The sequence below is a fragment of the Citricoccus sp. CH26A genome, assembly GCF_000224415.1.
GTDB lineage: Bacteria > Actinomycetota > Actinomycetes > Actinomycetales > Micrococcaceae > Citricoccus.
This window is the reverse complement of the sequence record NZ_AFXQ01000003.1, coordinates 97,628-110,449: the sequence shown is the minus strand read 5'-3', so window position 1 is coordinate 110,449 and position 12,822 is coordinate 97,628. Positions and strand designations below refer to the sequence as shown.

Genomic DNA, 12,822 nt, shown 5'->3' with positions numbered 1-12,822 from the left:
GGGGACGGCGCCCCGGGGGCGGGCCCCTGTGCAGGAGCGGGCGGGCTGCTCAGTGCCGGTGCACGGGCACCGGCTGGGAGGCGTCCCAGCCGCTGATGTCGATCACCCGTTCCCGATCCCAGTCCTGCGCCCAGCCGAGCAGCTCGAGGATCCTGTCGATGACGATGGCGGTGAAGCCCCAGACGAGGGTGTCCGAGACGAGGAACCCGGGGCTGCGGAAGCGGCGGGCGCCCACGGAGGGCTCGGCGCTGCGACTGGTGGTGATCCGGTTGGCCGGGTCCACCAGGTCGGCCACGGGCACCCGGAACACCCGGGTGGCCTCCCCCTCATCGACCACGAACACGTCGGAGGGCCGGTCCCACCAACCGACCACGGGGGTGACCCGGAAGTTCGTCACCGTCAACGGTGCCGGCGGCAGACTGCCCAGCACCCGGACCCCGTCCGGGTCCAGTCCCGTCTCCTCCTGGGCCTCCCGCAGGGCGGTGGCCACGTGGTCGGCGTCCTCGGGGTCCTTCCGGCCGCCGGGGAAGGCGACCTGCCCCGGGTGCTTTCGCAGGTGCAGGGCCCGCTGGGTGAGCAGCAGGTCCAGGTCCTCGGGCACGGCGTCGGTGTGGAAGTGCGAGGGCCGCCGGTCCAGGGCCCCGAAGAGCACCAGGACCGCCGATTCGGCCGGCACCCCCGCCCCCGGCTCCAGGTCCACGCCGAAGTCCCAGCCGCGACCGTCGTCGGGAAGCCGGTGCGGCCGGTCACCGCGGGTCATGCCGGGCCCCAGGGCCCCGTACCGGGCCACCAGCGCTCGCAGGTCCGCCAGCGCGCCGTCGATCTCCATCATGCTCCCAGACTGTATCCCTCGGCCCGCAGCTGTGCTCGCGTGGCCCCCGCCAGCATCCGCTCGTGCAGTTCCTCGCGTCCCGGGGCCAGTTCGTACTTCAGCAGTCCCGCGGCCGTCTCCGGATCCGTCTCCCCGATCCCGTAGGAGGGACACCACCGCGCCACGGGGCAGGCGCCGCACGCCGGACGCTTGGCGTGGCAGACCCGGCGGCCGTGGAAGATGAGCCGGTGGGAGAGCATGGTCCAGTCCCGCCGCTCGAACAGGGCGGCGACCTCCTGCTCCACCTTCACCGGGTCCTGCTGCGCGGTGAACCCCAGGCGCCGGGCCAGCCGGCCGAAGTGGGTGTCCACGGTGAGCCCGGGGACACCGAAGGCGTTGCCGAGCACCACGAAGGCGGTCTTGCGGCCCACCCCGGGCAGCGCCACGAGGTCGTCCAGCCGGCCGGGGACCTCTCCGCCGTGGCGTTCGACGAGGGCCCGGGACAACCCCTGGATGGCGGCCGCCTTGTTCCGGTAGAACCCGAGTGGCCGGACGAGCTCCTGGAGCTCGCGCTCGTCCGCGTGGGCCATCACCTCGGCGTCGGGGAACCGGGCGAACAGCGCCGGGGTGGTCGCGTTGACGCGCACGTCCGTGGTCTGGGCGGACAGCACCGTGGCCACGAGCAGTTCGAAGGGCGTGGTGAAGTCCAGTTCGGCGACCGCGTAGGGGTAGGCCTCCGCCAGGACCCGGTTGATCCTGCGGGCCCGGCGGGTGAGGCCGAGCCGGGTCTCGCTCACGCCCGCTCGATGTCGGACAGGTCCCTCAGCACCCCGGTCCGCCCGTCGGTGTTCTGCACCAGGAACTCGTGGCCGCGGTCCTCGAGCGCGAGGATCCAGCCGCCGGGCTCCAGGCCGAACGCGGGGCTGCCGTCCTCGGGGTTCACGGTCCACCGCGGGGTCCCGACGGCGAACCAGAACGCCTCGTAGCCCGCCGGCTCGGTCCCGCGGGGCGCGGCCGGCTCCCCGAGGGCTTCCTCCGTCTCCTCGACGGGCGCCGGCACCTCGGTGCCGGGAGCACCGAAGGCGGCGGTCGCGGAGGCCTCGGCCTCCTCCGTGGTCCGCGGGCGCAGTCGGGTCGCGCCCAGGTCCTCGTCGATCTCGGCCCCGGAGGGCTGTTCCGGCCCCGCCCCGGGCTGGGGGGTCTCCTGCGCGTGGGCGACCGCGGCGGGGGTGGGCCACGGCCCGGCGGCCGTCGCACCCGGCTGCGGGGCCGGCGTCGTGCCCTCGGCGGCCTCAGGCGCCTCGGGGGCCTCACGGCGCTCCCGGGTCTCACCGCCCTCCGGGGTCTCACGGCTCTGCGGGGTCTCGGGGGCCGCGACGGCGGCCGGCCGGGGACGGCGCGCCGCGGACGAGGCGAGCACGCGGGTCATCAGGCCGCGGAGCGGCGAGGTGAGCACCATGCCGAGCGCGCCGAGCAGCCCGATCAGGAAGACCGGGTGCAGCGTGGTGACGACGCTGCTGAAGAAGAAGGCCAGTGCGAGCCAGGAGGCCACGTGGCAGAACTGCTCGGTGGACAGGGATCCCACGCGGGGCCCGTCCAGGCCGCTGACGCCCCGGGACAGCACCAGTCCGGCGGCCACGAGGGGCACCACGACGCCGACGCCCAGGAAGAACACGCCGGGGGTGTTCCACAGGTTCTGCCGCAGGGTGCCCAGCGGCACGACGGACCCCACGAGGATCACCAGGACGGCGAGGAAGAAGCCCAGGTCCCAGCGGTCCAGCCGCAATCCTCCGCCGGTGCGCGCAGGCGCCTTCCGGCCACGGTGCGATGCGATGCTCATGTGCGTCCTCCTGGTGTCCCCTTCGGGCCCCCTCAGGCCCGTGTTCTTCTCGGGAACCATTCAATCAGTCTTCGCGCGCAATGCTCTGCACGCGATGGCCTCGGACGTTAGGCTGTCCCTGCGGGCCCTGTGATGGGCGTTACACCAACGACTCAGGCGTGGCCCGGCACGAGATCTTCCGCACCGAAGGAGTACGCATGTCGACGTCCACTTCCGGCGAATCCGCCTCCGGCTCCATGGACCCCCTCCTGGAGGAGAGGCGCACCTTCCCGCCCTCCGAGCAGTTCGCCGCGCAGGCGGTGGCCACCGCCGACCGCTATGAGCAGGCCGCGGCCGACCGGTTGGGCTACTGGGCCGACCAGGCCCGTGAGGTGCTGCACTGGGAGCAGGACTTCACCGAGGTCCTGGACTGGTCGGACGCCCCGTTCGCGAAGTGGTTCGTGGGCGGCACCACCAACGCCGCGTACAACGCCCTGGACCGCCACGTGGAGGCCGGCCACGGTGACCGCGTGGCCATCCACTTCGAGGGTGAGCCCGGGGACACCCGGACCTGGACCTACGCCGAGCTGGCCGCCGAGGTGCGTCGCGCCGCCAACGCCTTCGAGTCCCTCGGCGTGACCAAGGGTGACCGCGTGGCCGTCTACCTGCCCATGATCCCCGAGGCCGTCATCACCATGCTCGCCTGCGCGCGCATCGGCGCGGTGCACTCCGTAGTGTTCGGCGGCTTCTCCGCCGACGCCCTGCGCTCGCGCATCGACGACGCCGAGGCCAAGCTCGTGGTGACCGCCGACGGCTCCTGGCGCCGCGGCAAGCCCTCGATGCTCAAGCCCGCCGTGGACGCGGCCCTGTCCGAACCCGGCCACGCCGTGTCCAACGTCCTGGTGGTCCGCCGCAACGAGCAGGACGTGGAGTGGACCGACGGCCGGGACCTGTGGTGGCACGACGCGCTCGGGGCCGCCTCCGACGAGCACGAACTGGTCTGGCACGACTCCGAGCACCCCCTGTTCATCCTCTACACCTCCGGCACCACCGGCAAGCCCAAGGGCATCCTGCACACCACCGGCGGATACCTGGTCCAGGGCGCCGTGACCCACCGCGACACCTTCGACCTGCACCCCGAGACGGACGTGTACTGGTGCACCGCCGACGTCGGCTGGGTCACCGGGCACTCCTACGTCGCCTACGCCCCCCTGGTGAACGGTGCCACGCAGGTGCTCTATGAGGGCACCCCGGACTTCCCGCACAACGGCCGCTGGTGGGAGCTGGTGCAGAAGTACGGGATCACCATCGTCTACACCGCGCCCACGGCGATCCGCACCATGATGAAGTGGGGCCGGTCCATCCCGGACTCCTTCGACCTGTCCTCCGTGCGCGTCCTGGGCTCGGTGGGCGAGCCCATCAACCCCGAGGCGTGGCTGTGGTACCGGGACGTCATCGGCGCCAACGCCGGTGCCGGGACGAAGAACGACGACGGCTCCGTCACCCCGGGTCCGCGCAAGCAGGACCCTGCCCCGATCGTGGACACCTGGTGGCAGACGGAGACCGGCGCGCACATGATCGCCCCGCTGCCCGGTGTCACCGCCGCCAAGCCCGGTTCCGCCCAGGTCCCCGTCCCCGGCATCACCGTGGACGTGGTGGACGAGGCGGGCAATTCCCTGCCCAACGACTCCGCCGGATTCCTCGTGATCAGGGATCCGTGGCCGGCCATGCTCCGTGGCATCTGGGGTGACCCCGAGCGCTACAAGGACACCTACTGGTCCCGGTTCGAGGACATGTACTTCGCCGGGGACGGGGCCCGCCGGGACGAGGACGGGGACGTCTGGGTCACCGGCCGCGTGGACGACGTCATGAACGTCTCCGGCCACCGGCTGTCCACCTCGGAGATCGAGTCCGCCCTGGTCTCCCATCCGATCGTGGCCGAGTCCGCCGTGGTGGGCGCCACCGACGCCACCACCGGCCAGGCCGTCGTCGCGTTCGTGATCGTCACCGAGGAGGCCGGTCAGGTCGACCAGGCCGAGACGGAGCAGATGCTGCGCAACCACGTGGCACGGGAGATCGGCGCGATCGCCAAGCCCAAGCACATCCTGGTGGTGCCCGAGCTGCCCAAGACCCGCTCCGGCAAGATCATGCGCCGCCTGCTCAAGGACGTCGCCGAGGGCCGGGACCCGGGCGATGCCTCGACCCTGTCCGACCCGACGATCATGCAGCAGATCGCCCAGTCGCTGCGCACCTGACCGCGGTGACACGAAGGCCCCGGACCGCGAGGTCCGGGGCCTTCGTCGTTGCCGGGGCCGGTCAGGTCGTCGGGCCGGGCGCGATGCCCTCCTCGCCCGAGAGGTGGTCCGGATTCTTCAGCAGGTGGATGAGCGAGGCGACCATGCCGCCCCACACCACCACGATGGCGACGACCAAGAACAGGATGGCGATCGGGTCCATGTCAGTGCCCCTTTCCCGGGTGCTCGGTGTGATGGTGCTGGCCGACGGTGTCCCACTGGACGCCGGGGCCGGTGCCCTCGTGTTCCGGGTACTCCGGCAGGTCGTCGGACTCGAGGTTGTCGTTCAGTTCGCTGTGCAGGGCCGACCTCTGGGTCCACGGCAACAGGGACAGCAGGACGGCGACCACGATCAGCGCGATCGACATGCCCCAGCCGAAGGTGCCCACGAACCAGGACGGCAGGTCCCCATAGCCCTCGGTGGCCTTCAGCACCACGTCGGAGACCCACATGTAGGCCAGCACGATGGGCAGGATCACGGCCACGAGGACCTTGTAGACCCGGCCGACGCGGAAGGAGGACACCGCGTTGAGGTGGTTCACCATGTTGTCCAGTCGCCGCAGGAGCCAGGACACCGCCACGACGGCCACGAGGGCGGCACCCACGATGCCGAAGTTGTTGGCGAAGGCGTCCGTGACGTCCAGGACGTTGATGCCGGAGGTGGTGCTGAACAGCAGCAGGGAGATCAGGCCGGAGATCCCGACCACCACGATCACCGTGGTCCAGCGGCTCCAGCCCAGCTTGTCCTTCACCGCGGAGACGACCACCTCGAGGATCGAGATCAGGGAGGTGAAGCCCGCCACGACCAGGGAGCCGAAGAACAGCACCCCGATCAGGGCCCCGGCCGGGGCCTCGGAGATGATGGTCGGGAAGGCGATGAAGGCCAGGCCGATGCCGTTGGCGACCACCTCGGCCACCTCGACGCCGTTGGCCTGGGCCATGAAGCCCAGCGCCGCGAAGACGCCGATGCCGGCGAGGATCTCGAAGCTCGAGTTGGAGAAGCCCACCATCAGGCCCGAGCCCGTCAGGTTGGTCCGGCGCTTGAGGTACGAGGCGTAGGTGATCATGATGCCGAAGCCCACGGACAGGGAGAAGAAGATCTGGCCGTAGGCCGCGATCCACACCTGGGGATTCGTGAGCACCTCCCAGTTCGGGGTGAACAGGGCGTTGAGTCCCTCGGGGGCGCCCGGCAGGAACAGGGCCACGACCACCAGGATGACGAACATGACCACCAGCACCGGGATCCCGATGAGCGAGGCCATCGCGATGCCCTTCTTGACGCCGACCCCCAGGATCACCAGCAGGATGAGCCAGACCGCGAGCATGGGCCAGAACACCGTGGGGACGAACTCCAGGTTCGGCGCCACGTCGTCCGCCACCTGCAGGTACTCGCCGAAGAAGAACGCCTCCGGGTCATCACCCCAGCGCTCGTCGAAGGAGAACCAGGTGTACATCGCCGCGTAGGCGATGATGGCCGCGTAGTAGACGCCGATGACGAAGCAGATCAGCACCTGCCACCAGCCGATCGACTCCGTCCACTTGCTGAGCCGCCGGAACGCCAGCGGGGGTGAGCCCTTGAAGCGGTGCCCGATCGCGTAGTCGAAGAACAGCAGCGGGATGCCGGCCGTCAGCAGGGCGACCAGGTACGGGACGATGAAGGCGCCGCCGCCGTTCTCGTAAGCGACATAGGGGAAGCGCCAGATGTTGCCGAGTCCGACGGCGGACCCGATGGCGGCGAAGATGAACGCCCAGCGGCCCGCGAATTGCTCGCGGTTCGCCTTCTGGGGTGATGCGGTGGTGGACGACACGGTCCCTCCCGGTCAGTACCTCGGCCGCGCAGGGTCACTGGCCGCCCCTTGAGGATGGAGGGGCGGTGCGGTCCTGCGCTGCGGTGCGGAAAGTGGTGGCGACCACACTAATGCAGTCCTGATGCGCGCGTACACTTCCCGCCCCCAGACCCGCACGTCAGGTCCGGGTGCTCAGCCGCCCTGGATGCACTGGCCGGTGGAGACGGTCTCCTCCATCTGCCCGGCACCGGTGAGCACCGCCTCGGCCTCCTCGCCGGTGATGGCGTAGCCGACCTTGACGTCCCCCGCGGCCCGGGCGAAGACGACGCCGGCCACGTCACCGGCATCGTCCAGCAGCGGGCCACCGGAGCTGCCCAGCTGGACGTCGGCGTTGAGCTGGTAGATGTCCAGCGGTCCGGGGTCCCCTCCGTAGATGTTGTTCACGGTGACCTCCCCGCGCGCCTGGACCTCGGCCGGGCCCATCCAGAACGGTCCCCCGGCGGGGTACCCCATGATGTAGCCGCTGTCACCGTCGGTCATCTGGGCCCCGGTGTCCAGCGTGGGCAGGTCGGCGTCGTCCACCGCGACCACGGCCAGGTCCCGCGCGGCGTCGAAGTGCACGACCCGGCCGGCGTAGACGGTGCCCTCGGCGTCCTCCACGGCCGGTTCCGTCAGGCCCGAGACCACGTGGGCGTTGGTCACCACGCGGTCGCCCGTGACGGCGAAGCCGGAACCTGTCTGGTTCTGCCCGCACACGAACGCGGTGCCGCTGATCCGCACCACCGAGGCCCGGGCCAGGTCGATCGCGTTGTCCGGTTCCGGGGCCGTGGGGTCGGCGGTCGGCGTGGCACGGACGATCGGCTCCTCCAGCTCGGGGACCACATCCGAGCCGGCGACGGTGGCCCGCACCTGGGCGATGATCGTCTTGGCCGATTCCGGGACCCCGGCGTTGATGACCGTGATGACGCGGGACTGCGAGATGGCGCTGGTCACCGGCGGCAGCCCCATGGAGGACGCGGAGAAGGCGACGAAGGCGATGAGGCCCGCCGCCACGGCGGTGTTGACCACGGCCCCGGCCAGGCGGTCGGCGGTGCGCAGGGCCGGCAGGGCCACGCGCAACCGGATGGCGCGGCCGATCCCGGCGCCGACGGCCTGTCCGATGAGCACCAGCACGAGGGCGGCGACGATGATCGCGATCAGGCGCCACGACGGATCCGGCACCCAGTCCGAGACCAGCGGGATGGAGAAGAACGCGGCGGCCGCACCGGCGACCAGCCCGACGATGGTGCCGAGCGTCACCCAGAAACCCCGGCGGTACCCCGCCAGGAGGAAGACCAGCAGGACGACGAGCAGCACCCAGTCCAGCCAGGTCAGTCCGAGCACCAAGCACCCCTCCATCCTGCGTCCCGCCACCGGCGCACGCGTGAGAACCCATTTTACCGTCACGATGGCCGGGCATGGGGCAGAATGGTCCGTGAGTCATTGCATGTCGTTTCCGGCGGCATGCCCGTACACGCCTGTCAACAGTGAGGACGAAGGACACATGGATCTCGAGGTACTGCGCAAGGCCCCGCTGTTCACCAACCTGGATGACGAGGTCTTCTCGGCCCTGACCTCGGAGCTGACGGAGGTCGAGCTCTCCCGGGGCGCCTCCGCCTTCCACGAGGGTGACCAGGGCGACCAGCTCTACGTCATCATGTCCGGCAAGATCAAGCTCGGCCGCACGGCCCCGGACGGCCGCGAGAACCTGCTGGCCGTCCTCGGTCCGGGTGAGATCTTCGGCGAGATGGCGCTGTTCAACCCGGCGCCGCGCACCGCCTCGGCCACCGCGGTCTCCGCCACCCGGCTGGCCGGGCTGCGCCACGACAACCTGCGCAAGGTCATCCAGTCCACCCCCGAGGTCTCGATGCAGCTGCTGCGGGCCCTGGCCCAGCGGCTGTCCAAGACCAACGAGTCCCTGGCGGACCTGGTCTTCTCGGACGTGCCGGGCCGCGTGGCCAAGGCCCTCCTGGACCTGGCCGACCGCTTCGGCCGGCCGGCCGCCGACGGCCTGCTGGTGGCCCACGACCTCACCCAGGAGGAACTGGCCCAGCTGGTCGGCGCCTCCCGCGAGACCGTGAACAAGGCCCTGGCCGAGTTCGTGCAGCGCGGCTGGATCCGCCTGGAGAACCGCGCCGTCGTCGTCCTGGACCTGCAGCGCCTGCGCCAGCGCTCCCGCTGAGGGCCTAGCGTCCCCACCGCCCGCCCGGCAGGGTGACCTCCAGTTCAAGGGAGTCCAGCAGTTCCGGGGTGTACTCGGGGACACTGCCGCGGATGGTCAGGCCCATCAGGAACTCCACGGTCGATCCCGCGGTGGCCATCCGCTCCAGCAGCAGTTCCACGGCGGGGACGGTCAGTGCCCCGAGCCGGCGGCCGAGGGTCTCCGGCCGGCCGATCCCGTCCCCCAGCCGCGTGTCCTGCCGGCCGGCGAGCACCAGGCCGGCCGGCATCCATTCGGCCCACAGTCCCTTGTCCGCCAGCAGGGTGGCGTCCTGGCCGTGCGGCACGGCCACGGCGAAGTACTGGGTGTCGAAGCGGCGGTGCGCGAAGTGCGGGCTGTGCCAGCGCCCCACTGCCCGCAGCAGGTCCGTCCGCAGCCCGTGCCCACGCCGGTTCAGCAGCGCCGGGAGGGTGGTCTGCTGCTCGTCGAGCGCCCGGCGGGCCTCCATCCACTCCCCTCCCCCGGGGTTCTCCACCACCGAGTGCGGGTCCGTGCCGGCCAGCAGGATGCCGGTCTCCTCGAAGAGCTCACGGATCGCGCCGGCCACGTGCCGGCGGGCGAGCCGGTGGTCCTCCAGCCCCAGCACCCGGGCCCACTGGGCCGGCGTCGGGCCGTACCAGTCGCACTCGTCCTCGTCGGACGGCTCCAGCGAGCCGCCGGGGAACGCCACGGCACCCAGCGGCGTGGCCCCGGCCCGATAGCGCAGCAGGGTCTCGACGCCGTTGAGCCCGTCCCGGACGATCGCCACCGAGGAGGCCCGCCGGGCCGCGCGCGGCCGCCGTTCCCCGTGGACCAGCCAGCTGCGGGCCGCGGCCTGCTGGTCCTCGGGCAGCTCGAACCTGCGGCCGCGCGGCGGCCGGACCGGGCGGTGGACCGGACCGTGCCCCACCGCCATGCCGGTGCGCGGGGCATACGGTTCGGTCATCTGCGCGCTCCGATGCGGTTCAGCGGATGCGGACGGAGATCTCGACCTCGACCGGCGCGTCGAGCGGCAGCACGGCCACCCCGACGGCGGAGCGGGCGTGGGCGCCGGCGTCGCCGAAGACCTGGCCCAGCAGTTCGGAGGCACCGTTGATGACCTGCGGCTGACCGGTGAACGAGGGGTCGGAGGCGACGAACCCGACCACCTTCACGACCTGCTCCACGCGGTCCAGGTCACCGATCACGGACTTCACGGCGGCCAGCGCGTTGACCGCGCAGACGGCGGCCAGCTCGGCGGCCCGCGCCGGGTCGACCTCCGCGCCGACCTTGCCGGTGGCGCCCAGCTGTCCGCCCTCGAAGGGCAGCTGACCGGAGGTGTGCACCCGGTCCCCGTCGAGGATCGCGGGCACGTAGGCGGCCACGGGAGCGGTCACCGGCGGCAGGGTCAGACCGAGCTCGGCGAGGCGGGTCTCCACCGCCGACTGTGCGCCGGTCACTGCTTCGGCCGCTTCAGGTAGGCCACCGCGCCGCCCTCGGGGCCGGTCATCACGGTGACCAGCTCCCAGCCCTCGGAGCCGTGCAGGTCCAGGACCTGCTTGGGGGTGTGCAGGGGCAGCGGGGTGATCAGGTATTCCCAGGTTGTCATGGGCTCCACCCTAGCCGGACCGCCCTCGCGCGCGGGGGAAAATGCTGCCGGTAGAATCGCCCCCATGGTCAACCGCACGTCCCCCTTCTTCGACACTGCCACCACGCTGGGCAAGATCGTCGCCTTCCTCGGCGTCAGCGCCCTGTGCGGCGTGCTCGCGGCGGGGCTGCTGCTGCCCGCCGCCGCGATGGGCGGGGCCACGGCCACGGCCGGCGGGGACATGCTGGACCAGTTGCCGGCAGAGCTGAAGGAGGAGCCGCTCTCGGTGCCCTCCCGCGTCCTGGACAAGGACGGCAACGTCCTGGCCACCTTCTACGCGGAGAACCGGGTCCCCGTCGAGCTGGACCAGATCTCGGACAACATGAAGGACGCGATCGTCGCGATCGAGGACGAGCGCTTCTACGAGCACGGCGGCGTGGACCCCCGCGGACTGACGCGCGCCCTCGTCAACAACGCCACCACGGACACCACGCAGGGCGCCTCCACCCTCACGCAGCAGTACGTGAACAACGTCCTGGTCAACGCGCAGTACCTCAACAACGAGCGCACCACCATCTCCGGCACCAAGAACGTGGCGGACAAGCTGCGCGAGATGAAGCTGGCCGTGGCCATCGAGAAGGAGATGACCAAGGACGAGATCCTCGAGGGCTACCTCAACATCGTGCTGTTCTCCGGCCGCGTCTACGGCGTGGAGGCCGCCTCCCGCTACTTCTTCAACAAGAACGCGAAGGACCTCACCATCCCGGAGGCGGCGCTGCTCGCCGGCATGGTGCAGTCCCCCAACGGCTACAACCCGGTGAACAACCCGGACGGCGCCCTGGAGCGCCGCAACACCGTGCTGGCCGCCATGCTGCGCACCGGCAAGATCGACCAGGCCACCCACGACCAGGCCGTGGCCACGGAGATCACGCTGGACGTCACCCCGCTGTCCTCCGGGTGCATGTCCGCCGACTTCGGCAACTACTTCTGCGACTACGTCAAGCGCACCGTGGAGTCCTCCGAGGCGTTCGGCCCGGACGTCGAGTCCCGCCAGCGCCTGCTGGACCGCGGCGGCCTGCAGATCACCACCACCCTGGACTCCACCCTCCAGAAGGAGGCGGAGAAGAACGCCCGGGAGAACGCCCCGTACACCACCTTCGAGAGCGATAGCGGCACGGTCGGCGAGCTGGGAGCCTCCCTCGTCACGGTCGAGCCGGGCACCGGCAACGTCCGCGCCATGGCACAGAACACGACCTATGACCCCGGTGAGACCGAGGGTGGCACCACCATCAACTTCAACGTGAACAAGCCCATGGGCGGCGGCACCGGGTTCCAGGCCGGTTCGACCCTGAAGCCGTTCGTGTTCCTCTCCTTCATCGAGTCCGGGTACTCGATGACGGACACCCTCGACGCGCGGATCAACGAGTACCCCACGTACACGCGGTTCAAGGGCTCCTGCGGAGAGGGCGGGACCATCCCGCTCCTGGTCGACGGCAGCGGCTGGACCGTCCGCAACGCGATCGCCGACATGAACAAGCCGATGCGCGCCGACTACGGGCTGTACTGGTCCATCAACACCGCCACCGTCGCCGCGGCCCACACGCTGGACCTGTGCGCCATCACGAGCCTCCTGGACCGGGTGGGCGTCCAGAACGCAGGCACGGGCGAGTCCATCAACCCGCGGAACCCGTCCTTCGTCCTGGGCTCGGAGGAGGTGTCACCGTTGATGATGGCCGCCGCCTACGCCACCCTCGCGGACGACGGCAACTACTGCGCGCCCCGCGTCATCTCCGAGGTGACCGACACCCGGGGCAACACCTACCAGGTGCCCCCGGTGGAGTGCGAGAAGGTCGCCGACACCCAGCAGGTGGCCGAGCTGAACAACACCCTCAAGGCCATCGCCTCCGAGCGCATCGCCACGGACATGCCGTTCGAGACCGCCGGCAAGACCGGTACGAACAACGCGTCCTCCTCCACGTGGTTCATCGGCTCCACCACCGGCCTGACCACGGCCTCCTGGGTGGGCAACTTCCGTAACCAGGTCTCCCTGGAGGGCAAGCGGATCGCCGGCATCACCTATGACGACGTCTGGGGCTCCATCATCGCCGGGCCCATGTGGGCCGACTACATGCGCGACGTGGCCGGGAACTACCCAACCGACGACTTCACCGCGTTCGACGGCCCGAGTTCGGATCCGCGCACCGAGGGGTCGCGCGAGGGTGGACAGCGGATCCCGGTCGGCAACTACGGTGGACCCCGTCCGTACTACGATCCCAACACCGTCGTCTCGACGGAGTGAGGAGGC

The 12,822-nt window shown here is 70.9% G+C and carries 12 protein-coding genes; 3 read left to right on the top strand and 9 right to left on the bottom strand.

The genetic code is table 11. The annotated features are described in order from the left end of the window. Positions 1–49: 49 nt before the first annotated feature. From CITRI_RS16070 to CITRI_RS19285, 3 genes are read right to left on the bottom strand one after another with little or no spacing between them, the layout of a single operon-like run. A complete protein-coding gene (locus CITRI_RS16070; RefSeq protein ID WP_010143102.1) occupies positions 50–832 on the bottom strand; it encodes a CoA pyrophosphatase in 783 nt (260 codons plus the stop codon). Then, positions 829–1,608, bottom strand: a complete 780-nt coding sequence (gene nth / locus CITRI_RS0102940; RefSeq protein ID WP_010143101.1) for an endonuclease III — start codon at positions 1,606–1,608, stop codon at positions 829–831. Before nth ends, CITRI_RS16070 begins: the two co-directional genes overlap by 4 nt. Beyond that, positions 1,605–2,651 carry a hypothetical protein gene (locus tag CITRI_RS19285; protein ID WP_010143100.1) on the bottom strand — a complete coding sequence of 349 codons (1,047 nt, stop codon included), beginning with the start codon at positions 2,649–2,651 and terminating at the stop codon, positions 1,605–1,607. Before CITRI_RS19285 ends, nth begins: the two co-directional genes overlap by 4 nt. 197 nt (positions 2,652–2,848) lie before the next feature. Here CITRI_RS19285 and CITRI_RS0102925 point away from each other — a divergent pair, with 197 nt between their 5' ends. Continuing rightward, positions 2,849–4,885, top strand: coding sequence for an acetate--CoA ligase (locus CITRI_RS0102925; RefSeq protein ID WP_010143099.1), 2,037 nt, complete (start codon positions 2,849–2,851; stop codon positions 4,883–4,885). A gap of 61 nt (positions 4,886–4,946) precedes the next feature. Here CITRI_RS0102925 and CITRI_RS18790 read toward each other — a convergent pair whose 3' ends face one another. The 3 genes from CITRI_RS18790 to CITRI_RS0102910 form a co-directional block, all read right to left on the bottom strand. Then, positions 4,947–5,087, bottom strand: a complete 141-nt coding sequence (locus tag CITRI_RS18790; RefSeq protein ID WP_083843252.1) for a methionine/alanine import family NSS transporter small subunit — start codon at positions 5,085–5,087, stop codon at positions 4,947–4,949. Position 5,088: 1 nt separating this feature from the next. Then, entirely contained in the window at positions 5,089–6,732 is a 1,644-nt protein-coding gene (locus tag CITRI_RS0102915) for a sodium-dependent transporter (protein ID WP_010143097.1), read from the bottom strand. A gap of 171 nt (positions 6,733–6,903) precedes the next feature. Continuing rightward, a complete protein-coding gene (locus CITRI_RS0102910; RefSeq protein WP_029138991.1) occupies positions 6,904–8,094 on the bottom strand; it encodes a MarP family serine protease in 1,191 nt (396 codons plus the stop codon). Between the two features lie 160 nt (positions 8,095–8,254). Here CITRI_RS0102910 and CITRI_RS0102905 point away from each other — a divergent pair, with 160 nt between their 5' ends. Continuing rightward, positions 8,255–8,932 carry a Crp/Fnr family transcriptional regulator gene (locus CITRI_RS0102905; protein ID WP_010143094.1) on the top strand — a complete coding sequence of 226 codons (678 nt, stop codon included), beginning with the start codon at positions 8,255–8,257 and terminating at the stop codon, positions 8,930–8,932. Positions 8,933–8,936: 4 nt separating this feature from the next. Here CITRI_RS0102905 and CITRI_RS0102900 read toward each other — a convergent pair whose 3' ends face one another. Genes CITRI_RS0102900 through CITRI_RS19765 form a run of 3 tightly spaced genes read right to left on the bottom strand, consistent with a single transcriptional unit; the run spans position 8,937 to position 10,538 of the window. Further along, positions 8,937–9,896, bottom strand: coding sequence for a hypothetical protein (locus CITRI_RS0102900; RefSeq protein WP_010143093.1), 960 nt, complete (start codon positions 9,894–9,896; stop codon positions 8,937–8,939). A 19-nt stretch (positions 9,897–9,915) separates the two neighbouring features. After that, a complete protein-coding gene (locus CITRI_RS0102895) occupies positions 9,916–10,389 on the bottom strand; it encodes a RidA family protein (RefSeq protein ID WP_010143092.1) in 474 nt (157 codons plus the stop codon). Further along, positions 10,386–10,538: a hypothetical protein gene (locus CITRI_RS19765; protein WP_010143091.1), complete on the bottom strand. Its 153-nt coding sequence runs from the start codon at positions 10,536–10,538 to the stop codon at positions 10,386–10,388. The genes CITRI_RS0102895 and CITRI_RS19765 overlap by 4 nt, the downstream gene beginning before the upstream one ends. Positions 10,539–10,602: 64 nt before the next feature. Between CITRI_RS19765 and CITRI_RS0102885 the strand changes: the two genes are divergently transcribed. Further along, complete coding sequence (locus CITRI_RS0102885) at positions 10,603–12,816, top strand: transglycosylase domain-containing protein (RefSeq protein WP_010143090.1); 2,214 nt, start codon at positions 10,603–10,605, stop codon at positions 12,814–12,816. The last annotated feature ends 6 nt before the right edge of the window (positions 12,817–12,822 follow it).

What these genes read in the sequence shown, in the direction of transcription:
- CITRI_RS0102900 (WP_010143093.1), bottom strand. Translation starts at nt 9,896, where the DNA reads ATGACCGAACCGTATGCCCCGCGCACCGGCATGGCGGTGGGGCACGGT.
- CITRI_RS0102905 (WP_010143094.1), top strand. Translation starts at nt 8,255, where the DNA reads ATGGATCTCGAGGTACTGCGCAAGGCCCCGCTGTTCACCAACCTGGAT.
- CITRI_RS16070 (WP_010143102.1), bottom strand. Translation starts at nt 832, where the DNA reads ATGATGGAGATCGACGGCGCGCTGGCGGACCTGCGAGCGCTGGTGGCC.
- CITRI_RS19765 (WP_010143091.1), bottom strand. Translation starts at nt 10,538, where the DNA reads ATGACAACCTGGGAATACCTGATCACCCCGCTGCCCCTGCACACCCCC.
- CITRI_RS19285 (WP_010143100.1), bottom strand. Translation starts at nt 2,651, where the DNA reads ATGAGCATCGCATCGCACCGTGGCCGGAAGGCGCCTGCGCGCACCGGC.
- CITRI_RS0102925 (WP_010143099.1), top strand. Translation starts at nt 2,849, where the DNA reads ATGTCGACGTCCACTTCCGGCGAATCCGCCTCCGGCTCCATGGACCCC.
- CITRI_RS18790 (WP_083843252.1), bottom strand. Translation starts at nt 5,087, where the DNA reads ATGGACCCGATCGCCATCCTGTTCTTGGTCGTCGCCATCGTGGTGGTG.
- CITRI_RS0102885 (WP_010143090.1), top strand. Translation starts at nt 10,603, where the DNA reads ATGGTCAACCGCACGTCCCCCTTCTTCGACACTGCCACCACGCTGGGC.